We start from the raw sequence: 17,049 nt of genomic DNA on the forward strand, positions 1-17,049 counted from the left end.
TATTACGCTAGGGAAATTATACTCTTTACCGGAATGCTATAAATGCATCTATAAACTCAGAAACCAACAATTCCTCAAAACGTAGAAAACATAAAGAAATTAAATTGACCTGATGATAGTTTCACTTTTAGAAATTGGAGGAAGTGAAGAAGGTTTTTAAGCAAGTGAAGAAAACAAATAAAAAAAGAAACGCCGCTCACTTTGGCCAGGTTATCAAAAAGGGGATGGTATGAATGCAGTTTTTATGCTGATTGCCATGCTTATTCTATTGGCATCCTTTGTAATATGGGGAGTATCCTTCTTTTATAAAGAGCATTTTATTGTTCATGAGATGATGAATGCCCTTGCTGCTGCAGGGGTAAGTGTATGCTTTGGAATCGGGTTCATTGGGCTGGTATTTGGGATAAAGAACTGGTTTGGAAAAATGATGGGCGCAGTTAGTGCAATAATCATGATTGGAGTCGGTTACTCTTTTGCAGAAACATCAGCACTCCTTTATAAAGACAAAGTGGCTTATGAAAATCAAGACTTTGAAGAGATGGTTGCCTTACCGATAGGCGAGGAATATGAACCGCCCGACTACGGTCTGCCAAAACTGATGAAGCTTGAGTTTGAAAAACTGACAATCGATGTGTATAATTTGGAAATTCTCCGGAGAGATTACGAAGCAAATTGGAAAGGGAAACCGCTTGAAATAGTGTATCTGCCAAACAGCCGTTTTGCGGTAAGTGTAAAAGAATATGTAGAATAAACGGTTAGTCATATTGGCTATAAGAAACAACTCGGAAAACAAGGGAATTTTATGTTTTTCGAGCTTTTTTAATGTATGGAAAAGAGTGGGGTTCTTGTAGCCCTAAAGAACGACTTAGACCGAGAAGGCAAATAATTGCGTTAAATTATGTTAAAATATTTAATGGAGCTATTTAACTTACGCTCACAACTATCTGCGCGGTAAAAAAATCATTTCTTTTTTTGTTTCTGAATTGAAGGGATCAATTGCAGATGATTACCCGTAACCGCCCTTTCCCTTATAAAGATCCATCCGCCACTAATAAAAGTTCCATTGAAACAAAAGAAGTATAAGTACAGAAAGGATTTGATTGAATGAGATCTGATATTACTGCAGATCAGAATTTAAGAGAACGTGACTTATATCAAGAAGAAGCAACGAGTGACTATACGTTTGACCGAGTACCGCGTGAAGAGCGCAAAATGGGCTGGTTAAGTATCACGAATATTACATTTGGCATTGCGACTGCCATCTTCTATTTCCAGATGGGAAGCGTTATGGCACTACAGTTCGGCGCGGTCAATGCGATTATATCGGCTGGCTATGCCATCATTGTTGCAGGTATCCTTGGAAGTATCATTGTTTATTTATCGGCTAAGTCCGGCATGAACGTCAACTTATTATCCCGCGGAGGATTCGGTTATATCGGAGCCTCATTAACCTCATTAATTTACGCATCAAACTTTATTATGTATTGTGCATTTGAAGGTATGATTTTAGTCGCTGCAGTTCATGCATTTTTCCCGGCTATTCCAATCTGGCTTTTAATTGTAATCTTTGGTTCCTTAGTAATTCCGTTAAACTGGTTTGGCATTAAACAATTGGACAAACTTCAAAAATGGTCATTGCCGATTTTTGGATTATTCCTCATTACCGCCATTGTTATTGCTATTAATACCCCATCACTAAACCCCGGAAATTTCTGGACCTATATGCCTGAAGGTGTTCAAATAGGCGGTACGGCATTGCTGTTATGTATCGGAATGCAACACGGCATCATGGGGCTTACGGCTTTGATTGCCTCGGATTATGCACGTTTCCTGAAACCGAAAGACTTGAAAATCGGTTCTATTGCCATCGGTTTTATTCCGCAAATCTTCTGTTTTGGTGTAATGGGCGGGCTTGGCATTTGGTTCGGCGTAAAGTTTTCTGAAGCTAATCCCGGTGTTTATATCGTGACATTGTTAGGATTTGGTGGTGTGGTATTCACGGTACTGACGCAGGTCCGTATTAATATAACGAATATTTATAGTAGCTCACTTTCTCTCTCGAACTTTTTTGAAAACATGTTTGGTTTCACACCAGGCCGTCGTTTTTGGGTTGTAGTAGGTGGTGTCGCGGCGATGATCTTAATGCTTGGGGGTATTGTCGATCATCTTCAGATTGCGATGACCTTCCAAGGTGTAGCACTGATGAGCTGGGCAGCCGTTCTCGTCACGGAAGCACTCGTTCTCAAAAAATGGCTGAAAATAGGCCCACGCTATTACGAATCCAGACAGGAAAACCTGTTTAAATGGAATCCGGTTGGTGTCATTGCTTTGATTGTCCCAACTGTAATCGGCACAATTGCAGCGCTCGGATATATGGGCACTTTCCTGCAAAATACTGCTGCCTTTTTCGCAGCGCTTATGGCAGCAATTCTGACTGTCATTTTAGGGTTGACGACAAAAGGGCGTTACTATAGCAAGAAAGAAGCGAACGATATTCCGAAAGAGGATTGGATCGCTTAAAAATATAAACCGCACTTCCGTTTTAGTGGAAGTGCGGTTTTTAATTGTTGGAAGATGGGGAAAATAAAATGTTAAAACTTTATCATTTCTTCTTCAGAAAAGTACCAAATTATACTTGTTATAGGGGAGTTTAATATATACATTGTATTTAGAGTTATAGTAAAATAATACTATGGAAACTGTAGAGATAAATTGAAAGCGGGTCGTTTTTATGGAGATTGTTGTAGGGGGTATAGTAATCGGCCTAATCATATTATGTATACATCTGTACAAGGTAAAATCGAAGTTGCAACAAAAAATTGATTTAATTGATCCAATGATTAAAACGACTGAAGGCATTCGGGATATTTTATATTACTGCGAAGTCTATCCGAAACTAAAGTATCTTTATTTAAGCCCAAATATTAATAATATTTTAGGACCGCTTATGCTGGAAGATCATTTGAGAAATCCGGATAAAATTTTTGAGATTGTTCACCCGGATGACTGCCAAATTATAAGAATGAAGCAGATGGGAGCCCTTAACTTTGATGAGCCGATAACGGTAAGATTTCAAAACCACTTAGGACAGTATATCTGGTTTGAAGAATATGCGACACCTGTGTACAAAGACGGCAGAGTAATCGCGGTACAAGGCGTTTACAGAAACGTTCATAGTCATCATATTTTACAGGAGCAGCTGAAATACAAATCGACTCATGACGGATTGACAGGTTTATATAATCGGGAGTATTTCCAATTAAAAAAGAAAGAATATAATGAACTGGCAATCCCTATGTCCGTCATTATCGCAGACTTAGATGATTTAAAAGAAGTTAATGATCAATATGGACATCAAATGGGTGACCGTTTAATTATTGCCGCAGCTGATTGTTTGAAAAAAATGGCCGATGAAGAAATGATTGTTGCAAGAATAGGCGGGGACGAATTCATCGTAATGAGCCCAAACAAAAATGTTTTGGAAGTCGAACAATATATAGAAAAAGTGTACTTGGGAATGGAACAATTTTCAAAAGATTTACCATTTTCGCCTATTCGAATTTCAATCGGCTATGAGTATTCACCTTCTTCCTATGGCATCATGAGACAACTGTTTAGTAAGGCTGATCAGAAAATGTATAAAAATAAAAAGATGAAAAAGATGTTTATCGGAAGCTGAAAGGCTATTCGATGAACATCTCATCTATTCGTAGACTAACCTCGCCATGAGGTTAGTTTTTATTTTGGGTAAAGCCACATGCTGTTTGGGCTCAAGAATCCCGTTATTTCTTTTGTTTCCCCACAAACTCCAATGAATAAATATGGGTTTGGGATAGAGCGATGACTTCTTCAATAAAATCTTCTTTGGATTCTTTAAAATTGCTGTTGATCCAATTTTGAATGAGTCCGTAAAATCCGTATGCAGCATATCGTTTAAAGTATTCCATGTTTACCGGAATATTATTGATGGTCTGGAATATGAACTGCTCTTCGTATATTTTTAATATCGATTGAGGAAATTTTGTATGTAAGCCTGTTAATGTATCATCGTATGTAATCAGTTCAAAAAAATTACGGTTCTCGTATATGTAGGAAATAATATTAAAAGAAGGGGCATTCAGTTTTGTCGTATATACTTTTTGTCCGGGTATGTATGGCTTTCCAACGGACTCTTCCAATCCTGCAAGCATTGTTTCAAGTAACTCTTCTGCCAGCTGATATTTGTCCTGATAATGCACGTAAAATGTACTGCGATTGTAGGAAGCGTGATCGACAATATCCTTTACGGAAATGGCATGATAACCTTTCTTTTTAATCAGATCGATTAACGCTAGTTTAAAATGGTCTTTTGTACGACTTTTTCGCTTGGATGTATCCATTTGGTTATTTTCCATGACAATCCCTCCGTGTTAAAAAAGACAGAATGATAATAAGTGTCTACTAATTATACATTTTACAATATTCTACTGATTGTTGTATTTGTAGAAATTGTTACAATTGAGTAGTAAACAATGTTGCATATTCTTTTAGTTTGAATAAATTTAACTTTAATGTGCATCATTTCTATAGATCATTATACTGGAGGAATAAAAGATGGGTAAATTACAAAGTAAAGTAGCAGTCATCACTGGCGGTGCATCAGGTATTGGTGCAGCAACAGCAAAATTATTTGTCTCTGAAGGTGCTAAAGTCGTACTAGTTGATTTAAATGAAGAAAAAGGTAAAGCTTTCGAAGCGGAATTGAAAGCGCTTAACGCGGAAGCATTATTTGTTAAAGCAAATATTACAAGTGAAGAAGAAGTAGCAAATATATTTAAACAGACAATTGAAGCATTTGGCAAAGTAGATATTGTATTTAACAATGCAGGCATCGGCCGTGTTTTCCCTTCACATGAATTGGAATATTCGGAGTGGCGCAATACAGTCAATGTCGACTTAGATGGTGTTTTCCTGGTAGCGCGTGAAGCAATCCGTGAAATGCTGAAGTCTGGTGGAGGTTCAATCATCAACACCGCTTCAATGTACGGATGGGTTGGTTCACCTGGATCGGCAGCATACAATGCGGCAAAAGGTGGCGTAATTAACCTGACACGCTCACTTGCACTTGAATATGCAGAGCAGAATATTCGCGTGAATTCACTATGCCCGGGATTCATTGACACACCGATTATCCCTATAGAAAGCAAACAGGCATTAGCTTCGATGACACCGATGAAACGTCTTGGACAAGCAGAAGAAATGGCAAAAGCCGTATTATTTATGGCAAGTGACGATTCTTCATTCATGACAGGCAACAGCTTAACGGTTGATGGTGGATATACAGCTCAATAATTTCTGATTTTAAGCGCACTTTCAATTTGGAAGTGCGTTTTTTATGCGTGGGTAGTTTTTATTAGAACAGTTGCGCGGGATATTAGAAAAAGTGTTGTCGATATTAGCTAATCATAAACGGATATTCGAACAAAGCGGACTCTTATTAGAACAATGAAAAGATATATTAGAACATCGGCGTTTTATTAGAACAAATAAAAATATATTAGAACAATTCCATATATATTAGAAAATCGAATGCATTTAAATTCCTGCTAACCGCAAATAACTATTTCTGTTAGAATAAATTTACAGTAAATTCTAACAATTCAGGGGGATAATATGGAAGAGATTCAAGAGAGAAATTTAAACAGTGATGCAATTACGAAATTGGACGAAATAGTGGAGTCAATTTTAGGAGAGGATAAGGCAACTTTTACGCTGCGGGACAGAACTTTCGGAGAGATTGTTTATACATACCGAGGGGATTGTTTAATGCGCCCGGCGTCCAATATGAAAATCCTGACGGGTACGGCTGCAATTGCGGAGCTTGGACTGGACTACCGATTTAAAACAGAAATTTATATCGATGGAAATATTGAAGGCTACACGTTATACGGAAATGTTTATGTGAAAGGCTACGGTGATCCGACAATAAATGAAGCAACTCTTAAGTTTTTTGCGGAAGTTTTACGAAAATACGGCATCCATCAGGTGAAAGGTAAGCTAATCGGGGATGATACATATTTTTCAGGGGATACGTTGCCTCCAGGTGTTGATGAAGAAGGGGAAACCCATTATTACGGGGCCCGTATTTCACCTATTACGATGTCACCAAATGATGATTTTGATGCGAGCACAATAATTGTCCAGGCAACTTCCGGAAATATCGGGGAAAAGCCGAGTTTTACAGTCATCCCGCATTTAAGTGGTCTCCAAATTTCTAATGAAGCAAAAACAGTAGACAGAAATGCCGAAAGTACATTGGAAATCCGTCGCATTAATAATACAAGCCAAATCGTAATTACAGGAGAAATACCGGAAGAAGAAACGGCAAAAGTTTGGGTGTCCCACCAGGATCCTACGAAAAACACGCTGCTGTTTTTCAAAGAATTATGCAAAGATGCAGACATTCGCTTTGAACCGGAAGAGGCCATCGATAGCGGCGCAACGCCAGACCATGCCAAACTAATACACACGCACGAGTCTCGTTCGATTGCAGAGATATTTTCAATTTTTATGAAGCTAAGCAATAACAGCATCGCCGATATTTTCCTGAAAACGATGGGGAAACAAAAGCATGGAGTAGGGGATTACGAGCATGGCCTAAAAGTAGTGCGCGCTTATTTGGAAAAGCGGCAAATTAATTTTACAACGTGGCAATTTGCTGATGGTTCGGGACTGTCACATCATAATCGTCTGCACTCGAATGGTATATCCGAGCTGCTCTTTGTGCTGCAAAAGGAACCGTATTTCCAGAACTTTTACGAATCCCTGCCAGTTGGTGGAAATACCAACAGACTTGTTGGCGGAACACTAAAAGACCGCTTTTTAGAGCCGGAACTGCAACAGCGAATATTCGCCAAAACAGGCTATATTCATCAAGTGAATACATTATCCGGCTATGTAACAGGAAAAAGCGGGAGGGACTATATTTTCTCGATTATGCTTGAAGGAAGGGAAGAGGGAATTCCGTTTTTGGATGAAGGGTTGAAGGCGATTATTGAGGTAGTATAAAAATAAAAAACAGTCTCAATTATTAGCTGTTGTCTAATAGTTGGAGACTGTTTATTAAGGAATTAAATATACTGATAAAATAATCCGTCGCGTGTATCAAACCAAATCAGTTTCCCGTGCTTTTTACGAGGAATTGTAGCCTGCAAAGCCCATTCAGGGAACTGTTTGTATAACTGAATCTGATCACCTGTTGCCAGCGCGATAAATGATACGTAATGGTCTTTTGTCATCGGGTGGTCTGCAGAAATGCACCATTGCATATCGATCTCTTCTATATTTAGTTTTTGTTCGTCCGTAGCTTTTACAGCAGCTAATGGCTCCAATTTCCGTCCACAGCACGAAACTGTAAAATTCCCTGTTGCTAAACCGATATTCGAACAGCTTGGACATACATAATAGCTTGAATTTTTCATATTGCCTCCTACGAAATCGTTTTGATTTATTTCACCTGTCAGTAAATTTTCTATTGGAATATCGAAGAGGGCAGCGAGCTGAGGAATAAGTGTGATATCAGGACATCCGATTCCTCTTTCCCATTTTGAAATGGTGCGGTCCGATAAAAACAGTGCATCTGCTACTTGCTTTTGTGTCATCCCTTTCCCCTTACGCAATGTATAAATTAATTGGCCAATTTTTTCATTATCCATTCGTTTCCCTCCTACTGTTTTAGCATAAAAGGATTGAAGCCGATTCGCAACAAACGGAGCGTGGAGTTGGATGGGGAAAACGGGATTATAAATTCTGTTTTCCGACAATGGGGAAGCTTAAACCGTTCTTTTGATGAGGATATTAACCTTTATATACAACACAAAACAAAAACATCCAATTTTCTCCCCAGAGGAAAAATGGATGTTTTTCAATTTGCCCCGACGACTTTTTCAACTCACTACTCACTACTCACTGCTTTTCCAATACCTTTCGTTCAATCAGTTCAACGCCTTTATACATCATCGTTGCCAATACAATGATGATGAGAAGTGCCAGGAATACTAACGTAAAGTTAAACACTTGGAATCCGGAAATAATCAGATAGCCGAGACCGCTTGATGATACTAAAAACTCCCCGACAATAACCCCAACCCATGACAAGCCGACATTCACCTTTAAAGTAGAAATAATCGTCGGGGTAGAGGCGGGAAGAATTACATGTCGGAATGTTTCATATTTGGATGCCCGGAAAAGCTGCATCACTTTAATATAGTTTTCGTTTACTTGCTGAAACGCGGAAAAAATAACAATGGTCGAAATTATAACCGAAATGAGTACACCCATGACGAGAACTGCCAACATATTCGGTCCGAAAACTACAAGAATCATCGGTCCGATCGCTACTTTAGGCATTGCATTCAATACGACAAGGTAGGGATCCATTACATTGGCAAATGTTTTGGAAGACCATAGCGAAATCGCGAGCAATGTTCCGAGAAGAGTCCCTAATATAAAGCCGACAACGGTTTCGAACAATGTAATGGCAATATGCGGGAATAAGGTGCCGTCCGTTATTTTTGTGATAAAAAGGCTCCCAACCGCACGCGGGCTACTGAAAATGAGCGGATCCAGTATGCGGAAATGTGTAGTAACCTCCCAAAATAGAAGAAGGCCGACAAGGAGCAATATTTGGAAAGAGAAAATTTTGCGTTTTTCACGTCGCCGCTTTTCATTATATTGCTGTTGTAGCTGTTCAATATTCATCCGAATCAAGCTCCTTCCATATTTCCTGGAATAGTACTTGGAAGGCAGGGGCGTTTCTTGCTTCAAATGGTGCCAGTTCACGAATTTCCTCCGGGATGATGAAGCTTTTTACAATAGTCCCCGGACGAGGGCTAAAGATAAATACTTTATCACTCATCGCGATGGCTTCACTTATATCATGCGTAACCAAAATAGTCGTCGTTGAAAACTGTTTCAACGTATCGGATACAAAGTTTTCAAGTGATAATTTGGACCGGAAATCGAGCGCAGAAAATGGTTCATCAAGCAAAAGTAATGTTGGTTTCACGGCAAGTGTACGGGCAAGTGCAATACGTTGGCGCATCCCTCCTGAAAGCTGGGGCGGGTAAAGCTTTTTCGTATGTGCCAATTCGAATTGTTCGAGCAATTCATCAACAATTGAGCGATCTTCTTCTTTTTTTAACAGTTTCAAACCGAGTGCGACATTGTCTTCGATTGTTTTCCATGGAAACAAAAAATCCTGCTGAAGCATATAGCCGATTTCAACATCCGGTTCAGCAAAATTAATCGAACCGGTAGTTGGTTTTAATAAGCCTGCCAGTAAAGAGAGCAGTGTGGATTTCCCACAGCCGCTCGGACCTAAAAAGGAGACGAATTCCCCTGAATTAACTGTAAAATTCACATCTTCAAGAGCTGTTGCCACTTGCTGTTCTTTAAAGAAATGATGGGTAACATTTTTCACTTCCAAATAAGTCATTTACTTCACAACCGCATCTGCAAATGACCGGTTTACTAAATCTTTGTAAGCTGGCTCAAACTCCAGGACGCCTGCTTCGGTCATTACATCAAGAAGATTTTGGAATTCATCTTCACCGATAATCGGATCTTTTGCAAAAGACTCCTGATCGCGGTAACGCGTCACAACCTGCTCAATAATTTTTTGGTCGGTATCTTCAAAGTAAGGAGCAATCGCTTTTGCAACGTCAGCACTGGATGCTTCGTACACCCATTTTTGTGCTTTGTAAAGTGCCTTCGTAAAGCTATCCATCATTTCTTTTTCCGAGAATGTACTTTCTTTTGCCATAAATACCGTATATGGAATGGCACCAAGTTCTTCGCCGAATGAAGCAACGATTTTTCCGATGCCTTGCTGTTCAAAAATACTTGCAGTCGGCTCGAAAAGTTGAACATAGTCACCTGTACCTGAAGCAAAGGCATTCGCAATATTGGCAAAATCGATATTTTGAATCAGATTTAAATCATTATGCGGGTCAATCCCTTGTTTTTTCAGCACAAATTCACCGGCCATTTGCGGCATCCCACCAACACGCTGACCTAAAAATGTGCTGCCTTTTAAACCATCCCAGCTAAAGTCGACATTCTGATCACGCGCAACTAAAAATGTTCCGTCTGTTTGCGTTAGCTGAGCAAAGTTGATGACTTTATCATTCGGATTCTGCCCTGATACATAAACCGACGTTTCAGCCCCGATCAAGGCAATATCAATGCCGTCCGATAAAAGCGCGGTCATCGTTTTGTCTCCGCCGGGGATCGTTGACAGTTCAATCGATAATCCTTCTTCTTCAAAAAAACCTTCTTCAATCGCTGCATAAAGAGGAGCATAGAATATAGAACGGGTAACTTCGCCTACTTTTACTTCCTGTAAATCCTTCTGTCCACAGCCGACCAACAACAATAAAAGCCCAACGAAGAGGGCAGTTCTAAGCCATTTCATTTGGTCATCCTTTTCTCTAATAGTGTTGTTGTATCGTATGCAGTAAAGGGGTGAGAGGTGTTACTTCGACATTTCCGTTTCACCAGGCAAGGCGGTCATGGTACGATAAAGATAATTATTTAGTAAGGTGGAGAAGGATATGGATTTAAATCATCTGAAAGGACAGCTTGCAAAACCGCAGCCTCTGTTTTTAGGGGAAGACACTGCTTTTCGGTCGGCCGTGCTCATCCCGCTCGTGAAAAAACAGGGCGAGTGGCATATTTTGTTTGAGGTGCGTGCGTTCACGATGCGCAAACAACCTGGCGATATTAGCTTTCCAGGCGGAAAGATTGATGAGACAGATGAGTCGCCGCTCGCTGCAGCGCTTCGGGAAACACATGAAGAGCTCGGAATCGATCAACAGTCGATTGAACTAGTAGGGCATCTCAGTCCATTTGTTATATCACCGGCTTTTGTTGTCTATCCGTTTATCGGGATCATCGAGCAGTCGGAGCTGAACACATTTAATAAGGATGAAGTCGAAGAACTGTTCACGGTCCCGTTAAACTGGTTGCTGACACATGAACCATATGTACATTATGTTCCGGTTGAACCGAAGCCCCCGATTGATTTCCCGTACGATAAAATTGCGAATGGCGAAAATTACGAATGGCGCGCAAGCCGGATGGAAGAATGGTTTTACGAATACGGTAACTATACAATTTGGGGTTTAACCGCACGATTATTAAAGCATTTCATAGAAAAATTAAAATAAAAAATTCAGGCGTCTTCCTATTACCGGGGAGACGCCTTTTTTGGGGGTATTTCTACTATTTTCCTTAGTTTATTAATAGTTATGCGGGGAAGGGAAATAGAGAGTAAGTAATATAAAGGAGGTATATTTTGACTAAAAATAATTCATTTGTGGACACAGGCAGACCGGTGATGGAAGGGAAAAACGGGGCGGTTACGTCACCTCATTACTTAGCCACACAAGCGGGTAAACGGATTCTTGAACAGGGTGGGCATGCAGTTGAAGCAGCGATTGCCGTCAATTCCGTACTTGCTGTTGTAATACCCCATATGGCGGGACTTGGTGGCGATTTATTTGCCCTTGTGTGGGATGAAAATGAAAGTAAAGTAAGAGCGTTACACGGTAGTGGAAAATCAGGAAGCATGGCGACGAGGGAAGCATACAAACAAAAAGGGTACAACGAAATTCCTGAGCGCGGACCACTAGCGGCCAATACAGTTCCCGGCACGGTTGATGCATGGTGGAGTCTACACCAACAGTATGGAAAACTGGAGTGGTCACAACTGTTTGAAGATGCGATTCATTATGCCGAAAATGGATTTTCGGTTTCAAATAAATTAAGTGGTTTTATTCAGGAAAGGACCGATGTCATCAGGGAGTTTCCGACTACCGAAAAAATATTTTTAATTAACGGTCAGCCGTTGCAGGCGGGGAAAATTCTCATACAACCGGATTTGGCATGGTCTTTCAGGCAGATAGCCAATGGCGGAAGAAATGCGTTCTATCAAGGGGAAATCACTGAGAAAATCATAAAGGCTTTGGATAAGCATAATGCTTTCCTCACAATGGACGATTTCAAGAATCATACTTCTGAATGGGATGAACCCCTTTCAACAAACTACAGGGATTACGAAATTTTACAAGTAAAACCGAATACACAAGGGATTGCTGTATTAATGATGCTGAATATGATTGAAAAATACGATATAAAGGCACTGCAGGACGGTACAACGGATTACTATCATCTGCTGGCAGAAACAAGCAAGCTGAAATTCCGGTATCGAGATGAATGGGTTTCCGATCCCCGATTTATTCAGATCCCTTATGACGAACTACTCTCCAAAGATTTTTCATCGAATGTAAATGAGCATTTCTCCTGGGACAAAGCCTATATGGAAGATGAATTAAATAAACTACCATCCATTAAAGAAAGTAGAGATACAGCTTATCTATGTGTCACCGATGGAGAAGGGAACTGTATTTCACTTATCCAAAGTATTTTCCATGAGTTTGGCTCAGCGTTTATTCCGGAAGGCTGCGGATTCCTGCTTCAAAATAGAGGGGCATCCTTTAGTCTCGATGCAGAACACCCGAACACCCTTGAGCCGAATAAGCTTACGTTCCATACAATTATTCCCGGTATGGCTTTAAAAGACGGCAAACCCTATATGTTATTCGGGTCAATGGGCGGAGAAGGGCAACCCCAAACTCAATGTGCCATGTTAACGAGAGTAATCGACCTTGGATATAATATTCAGCAGGCGATTGAAGCGCCCCGCTGGCTGTATGGACGAACATGGGGAGAAGAAAGCTCGACTTTAAAGGTGGAAGCAAGAGTACCGGTGTCCATTGTTAATGAGTTAAAACAGCGCGGACATGAGGTCGAAGTAGTGGAAAACTTTTCTCAAAAAATGGGACATGCCCAAGGAATTGTAATCGACAGGGATAGGGGCGTTTACAGTGCCGGGGCGGATCCGCGCGGTGATGGGATTGCTTTAGCATGGTGATTATCCAAGACATAGCTTTAATGGAGGAATTCGCATATGGAAAATAATCTTCCGGTTGATCTATTACATTGGTCTTTGACAGTTTTGCCGTTGGTTCTGCTTTTAATAATGATGCTTGTTCTTAAATGGTCAGGGGGTACGTCTGGCTGGATAGGAATGGCAACCGCAACGATCATCGGTTACTTTGCTTTCAAAGCGCCTCTCGATAATCTGGCGGTCGGATTTGGGAAGGGACTTTGGGAAGCTTTCTATATTCTGCTTGTCGTCTGGTTTGCACTGCTGTTGTATCATTCGACAGAAGAAGCGGGGGCGTTTGAAGTGATAAGAGAGGAAATACAGGAACATAGTAAAAACTATTTATTCCTCATTCTCGGTTTTGGCTGGGTGTTCTCATCCTTTTTACAAGGAGTAGCCGGGTTTGGTGTGCCGATAGCTGTTGTCGCACCTCTTTTAGTAGGACTGGGAGTAAAGCCGGTCCAGGCGATTGTCATTCCGCTCATTGGTCATGCATGGGCGAAAATGTTCGGTACGCTTGGAATCGGATGGATTGCGACGAAGAATGCGGTACAGATTGATGATACAACGGCTACTTTGCTTTACACGGGAGTTCTGCTATGGATTCCTAATATTATTGCCGGATTAATGATTTGCTGGATGGTCGCAAAGTGGAAAGGAATAAAGGAAGGCTTCCCTGCTGTTGTTGTCATCTCCCTTATTCAAGGCGGGGGTCAATTGGCACTCGTGACGTTCAATCCGGAACTTAGTGCATTTTTACCTAGCATCCTTGCATTAGGAGCGCTTTTCCTGCTCGCCAAAATGAATCGCTATAAAGAAAATACAGGGATTGAAGAGGAAACGGATATTATGAAAGAAGCGGATACGGAACCTGAAGACAAGCCCAATATTTCACTCCACCAAGCTTTTATGCCTTACTACGTTTTATCGGCATCAAGCATTTTATTTCTCGGTATTCCGCCTGTCCAGAGCTTTATCGGTCAGCTTGAGTTCGGATTTTCATTCCCGGGTGTAGAAACCGGGTATGGTTTTGCGATGGACGCGGAAGAAACTTATTCGCCGATAGCGCCTTTTACCCATCCAGGATTCTATTTGCTCGTTTCATTTATATTTGCCCACTTTTGGTATAAACGTTTAGGGCTTCAGAATAAAGAGACAACGAAAAATGTTTTCTCCAAAATGAAGGGAAATGCAGTAGGAGCATCAGTGGCAATTGCAGGTTTCCTGACAATGACAATGATTATGGAATCTACGGGACAGACGAATGTGATGGCATTGGGGATAGCGGAAGTTTCAACACCGACTGTCTATGTAGCACTTGCAAATGTTATCGGGATTATCGGGGCATTCATGACTTCATCGAACACGTCATCCAATGTCCTGTTTTCCCCGCTCCATGGATCTGTAGTAGACACAATGGATAATTTGTCGTTGCCTCTCGTGATTGCCGGTCAGTCAACGGGGGCATCGGTCGGGAATGTAGTGGCACCGGCTAATGTAATATTAGGAACAAGTACAACCGATAGCCAGGGGAAAGAGTCCGAAGTATATAAAAAGGCATTCCTTTTCCTGATTATCTCAGGTGTTCTAGTTTCAGCGACAAGTGTACTCATGTTTCTTCTTATGAATTAAAGTAGAGAGCAAGAGGGGAATTTCGAATTCAATAAAAAGCGTCGGATGTTTTACAATATGTAAAAGGTTCGGCGCTTTTATATGTACTCTATAGAAAATCCTATATTATTTTTAGCCGATCAAAATGCAAATCCTATGGTAAAATCATTGTATTGCCCTAATGTTGAGACGTACATAAAGAAGAACAGGGGATTATAACAACCAAAGAATCAGGAGGCATTTATGAAAGGGAAAAAGGTGCTTTATATAGGAGTAGTTGTAGCGATTGTGATTGCTGCAGCTTTAGATATCGCATTTAAAGGTTTAGGATATCAACTGCTGCAAAAAATATTTTCATAAGTCCGTAATCACCCGCTGCATATTCAATGTAGCGGGTTTTCTATATAAAAAAGCAAACCTTTGTAAGTAAAGGCTTGCTTAAAAACTACAAATTATAAAGCTGTGTATATTTATCCTGTAAATAGTCGGCCAAATATTTTGCGGAAAGTGGTTCACCGGTACCTTCCAGTATTAACTCATTCGGCTTTTTCAACGCACCGAATTGATGGACTTTATTCGTCAGCCAATCTTTAATAGGTGCTAATTCACCGCGTTCGCAAAGCTCATCAAAGTTCGGAATATCCTGATCCATTGCATGCTTCCATTGGGCCGCATACATGAAGCCCAACGCATAGCTTGGGAAGTAACCAAAGCTGCCGTCACTCCAGTGCATATCCTGCAGTACACCTTCTGCATTATTTTGCGGACTTATACCTAAATATTCTTCGTATTTTTCATTCCAAACGCGCGGCAAATCTTCCGCCTGCAAATCTCCATTGAAAATCTCTCGCTCAATTTCATAGCGAATCATGATATGAAGCGGGTAAGTAAGCTCGTCTGCCTCAATTCGTATTAACGAAGGCTCCGAGAAATTGATCGCCTTTAAAAATGCTTCAGCCGGTACGTTCCCAAATTGTTCAGGAGAGTGCTTTTGTAAAATAGCGTAATGATGTTTCCAGAAGCTTTCGTTCCGGCCGATAATATTTTCATAAAATAGTGATTGAGATTCATGAATTCCCATCGAAGCACCTGTAGATAACGGCAGGCCATTTAATGAGGCATCGATATTTTGCTCATATAAAGCGTGTCCGCATTCGTGAATCGTGCCAAAAACAGCGGAACGGAAATCATTTTCATCATACTTCGTCGTAATCCGAATATCTCCACTGTTTAAACCGATCATGAACGGATGAACCGTTTCGTTTAAACGGCCTGCTTCAAAGTCGTAGCCAAGCTGCTTCAATAATTCCAGTGAAGCGGTATGTTGTCCGCTTTTCGGGAAGTGTTTGAATAACAGGGAAGTGTCCGGTTTATTTTTTGATTCTCCGATTGCTTTTACTAAAGGAACAATCACTGCTTTTAGCTCACCGAATAACTCGTCAAGCGTATCAGTCGTCATATTCGGTTCGTATTTATCCAATAAGGTATTATAGGCAGAACCGTTTTTAATACCCCAGTACTGAACAAACCGCTTCTGATAATCGATTACTTCTTTTAGGTACGGCAAGAAAATCTGGAAATCGGATTTCTCCTTTGCCTCTTCCCATGCTGCTTCCGATTTCGCTTTTAAAATCGTGTAAGCTTTAAATTCCTCAGCCGGTATCTTTTTAGATTCGTCATATTCTTTCTTAACTTCCTCATAAAGACGCTGTGTCACAAAGTCCAGTTTCTCATTTTGAAGCTCGGACAGCATTTTTCCCAGTTCGTCACTTGTTTGAAGAGCAAATAATTCTGCAGACAATGTTCCGATCACTTCCGCACGTTGCTCCAACCCTTTTCGGGGAGCCCCTGTACGCATATCCCAATAAATAACGGAAAGCGCCTCCGAATAGTTTTGCATTTTCTTCACATAATTAATAAAAGTTTGTTGCATAATAGATCACCCACTCCTTTCACATTTATTATATAGTACTTGGAATCTGTTTTTTTAGTATAAAATATAAAATAATTTAAAAGTATATATAAATAAGTAGAAATTAATGATGAAATAAATATTGAAAAAAAGTTTTCAAAAACTGTTGACGGTTTATTAAAAGGAGTGTAATATTCTAATAGTCGTCAGCAACGAGCTGATAACAAACGAGAAAATGAACCTTGAAAACTGAACAAGCAACGTTAATGAAACAAGCTTCTTAAATGAAGCAAACAATAGATTTCAACTTCTAACGAAGTTGAATCGCTAGCAAAGCAAATGAGCTTTCAAACTACTTTTATGGAGAGTTTGATCCTGGCTCAGGACGAACGCTGGCGGCGTGCCTAATACATGCAAGTCGAGCGGAAATTTTATTGGTGCTTGCACCTTTAAAATTTTAGCGGCGGACGGGTGAGTAACACGTGGGTAACCTACCTTATAGATTGGGATAACTCCGGGAAACCGGGGCTAATACCGA

14 protein-coding genes and 1 rRNA gene (1 of these 15 cut by a window edge) are annotated in these 17,049 nt (G+C 40.5%); 9 read left to right on the plus strand and 6 right to left on the minus strand.

Annotated elements, in window-relative coordinates; all coding sequences use genetic code 11:
* Positions 1-229 precede the first annotated feature (229 nt).
* The 3 genes from MKZ25_RS01010 to MKZ25_RS01020 all read left to right on the plus strand — a co-directional run bounded on the left by MKZ25_RS01010 (position 230) and on the right by MKZ25_RS01020 (position 3,679).
* Positions 230-751: a hypothetical protein gene (locus MKZ25_RS01010; RefSeq protein ID WP_340799748.1), complete on the plus strand. Its 522-nt coding sequence runs from the start codon at positions 230-232 to the stop codon at positions 749-751.
* Between the two features lie 353 nt (positions 752-1,104).
* A complete protein-coding gene (locus MKZ25_RS01015) occupies positions 1,105-2,520 on the plus strand; it encodes a purine-cytosine permease family protein (protein ID WP_340799749.1) in 1,416 nt (471 codons plus the stop codon).
* A 211-nt stretch (positions 2,521-2,731) separates the two neighbouring features.
* On the plus strand, positions 2,732-3,679 hold the full coding sequence (locus MKZ25_RS01020) for a sensor domain-containing diguanylate cyclase (RefSeq protein ID WP_340799750.1): 948 nt from the start codon (positions 2,732-2,734) through the stop codon (positions 3,677-3,679).
* A gap of 103 nt (positions 3,680-3,782) precedes the next feature.
* Here the strand turns inward: MKZ25_RS01020 and MKZ25_RS01025 are convergent, their stop codons facing one another.
* Positions 3,783-4,394 (minus strand): TetR/AcrR family transcriptional regulator, encoded by a 612-nt coding sequence (locus MKZ25_RS01025; protein ID WP_340799752.1) that lies wholly within the window; start codon positions 4,392-4,394, stop codon positions 3,783-3,785.
* A 199-nt stretch (positions 4,395-4,593) separates the two neighbouring features.
* On the opposite strand from MKZ25_RS01025, the gene MKZ25_RS01030 reads away from it, so the two are divergent.
* Positions 4,594-5,331, plus strand: a complete 738-nt coding sequence (locus tag MKZ25_RS01030; RefSeq protein WP_340799753.1) for an SDR family NAD(P)-dependent oxidoreductase — start codon at positions 4,594-4,596, stop codon at positions 5,329-5,331.
* A gap of 321 nt (positions 5,332-5,652) precedes the next feature.
* The gene (gene dacB, locus MKZ25_RS01035) at positions 5,653-7,047 is read left to right on the plus strand and encodes a D-alanyl-D-alanine carboxypeptidase/D-alanyl-D-alanine endopeptidase (RefSeq protein WP_340799754.1); all 1,395 of its coding nucleotides are present in this window, start codon (positions 5,653-5,655) and stop codon (positions 7,045-7,047) included.
* A gap of 62 nt (positions 7,048-7,109) precedes the next feature.
* On the opposite strand, the gene MKZ25_RS01040 is transcribed toward dacB, so the two are convergent.
* The 4 genes from MKZ25_RS01040 to MKZ25_RS01055 form a co-directional block, all read right to left on the minus strand.
* Complete coding sequence (locus tag MKZ25_RS01040; protein WP_340799755.1) at positions 7,110-7,694, minus strand: helix-turn-helix domain-containing protein; 585 nt, start codon at positions 7,692-7,694, stop codon at positions 7,110-7,112.
* Between the two features lie 250 nt (positions 7,695-7,944).
* Complete coding sequence (locus MKZ25_RS01045) at positions 7,945-8,739, minus strand: ABC transporter permease (protein ID WP_340799756.1); 795 nt, start codon at positions 8,737-8,739, stop codon at positions 7,945-7,947.
* On the minus strand, positions 8,729-9,475 hold the full coding sequence (locus MKZ25_RS01050) for an ABC transporter ATP-binding protein (protein ID WP_340799757.1): 747 nt from the start codon (positions 9,473-9,475) through the stop codon (positions 8,729-8,731). Before MKZ25_RS01050 ends, MKZ25_RS01045 begins: the two co-directional genes overlap by 11 nt.
* On the minus strand, positions 9,476-10,453 hold the full coding sequence (locus tag MKZ25_RS01055) for an ABC transporter substrate-binding protein (protein WP_340799758.1): 978 nt from the start codon (positions 10,451-10,453) through the stop codon (positions 9,476-9,478).
* A 139-nt stretch (positions 10,454-10,592) separates the two neighbouring features.
* Here MKZ25_RS01055 and MKZ25_RS01060 point away from each other — a divergent pair, with 139 nt between their 5' ends.
* From MKZ25_RS01060 to MKZ25_RS01070, 3 genes are all read left to right on the plus strand, one after another.
* Positions 10,593-11,207, plus strand: a complete 615-nt coding sequence (locus MKZ25_RS01060) for an NUDIX hydrolase (protein ID WP_340799759.1) — start codon at positions 10,593-10,595, stop codon at positions 11,205-11,207.
* A gap of 128 nt (positions 11,208-11,335) precedes the next feature.
* On the plus strand, positions 11,336-12,973 hold the full coding sequence (ggt, locus tag MKZ25_RS01065) for a gamma-glutamyltransferase (RefSeq protein WP_340799760.1): 1,638 nt from the start codon (positions 11,336-11,338) through the stop codon (positions 12,971-12,973).
* 36 nt (positions 12,974-13,009) lie between these two features.
* Complete coding sequence (locus MKZ25_RS01070) at positions 13,010-14,620, plus strand: L-lactate permease (RefSeq protein ID WP_340799761.1); 1,611 nt, start codon at positions 13,010-13,012, stop codon at positions 14,618-14,620.
* A 424-nt stretch (positions 14,621-15,044) separates the two neighbouring features.
* Here MKZ25_RS01070 and MKZ25_RS01075 read toward each other — a convergent pair whose 3' ends face one another.
* A complete protein-coding gene (locus MKZ25_RS01075; protein ID WP_340799762.1) occupies positions 15,045-16,532 on the minus strand; it encodes a carboxypeptidase M32 in 1,488 nt (495 codons plus the stop codon).
* A 336-nt stretch (positions 16,533-16,868) separates the two neighbouring features.
* On the opposite strand from MKZ25_RS01075, the gene MKZ25_RS01080 reads away from it, so the two are divergent.
* Positions 16,869-17,049, plus strand: a 16S ribosomal RNA gene (locus MKZ25_RS01080); it runs 1,375 nt beyond the window's last position.

It is taken from the genome of Solibacillus sp. FSL W7-1464 (assembly GCF_038004425.1).
In the GTDB taxonomy this organism is placed as follows: domain Bacteria; phylum Bacillota; class Bacilli; order Bacillales_A; family Planococcaceae; genus Solibacillus.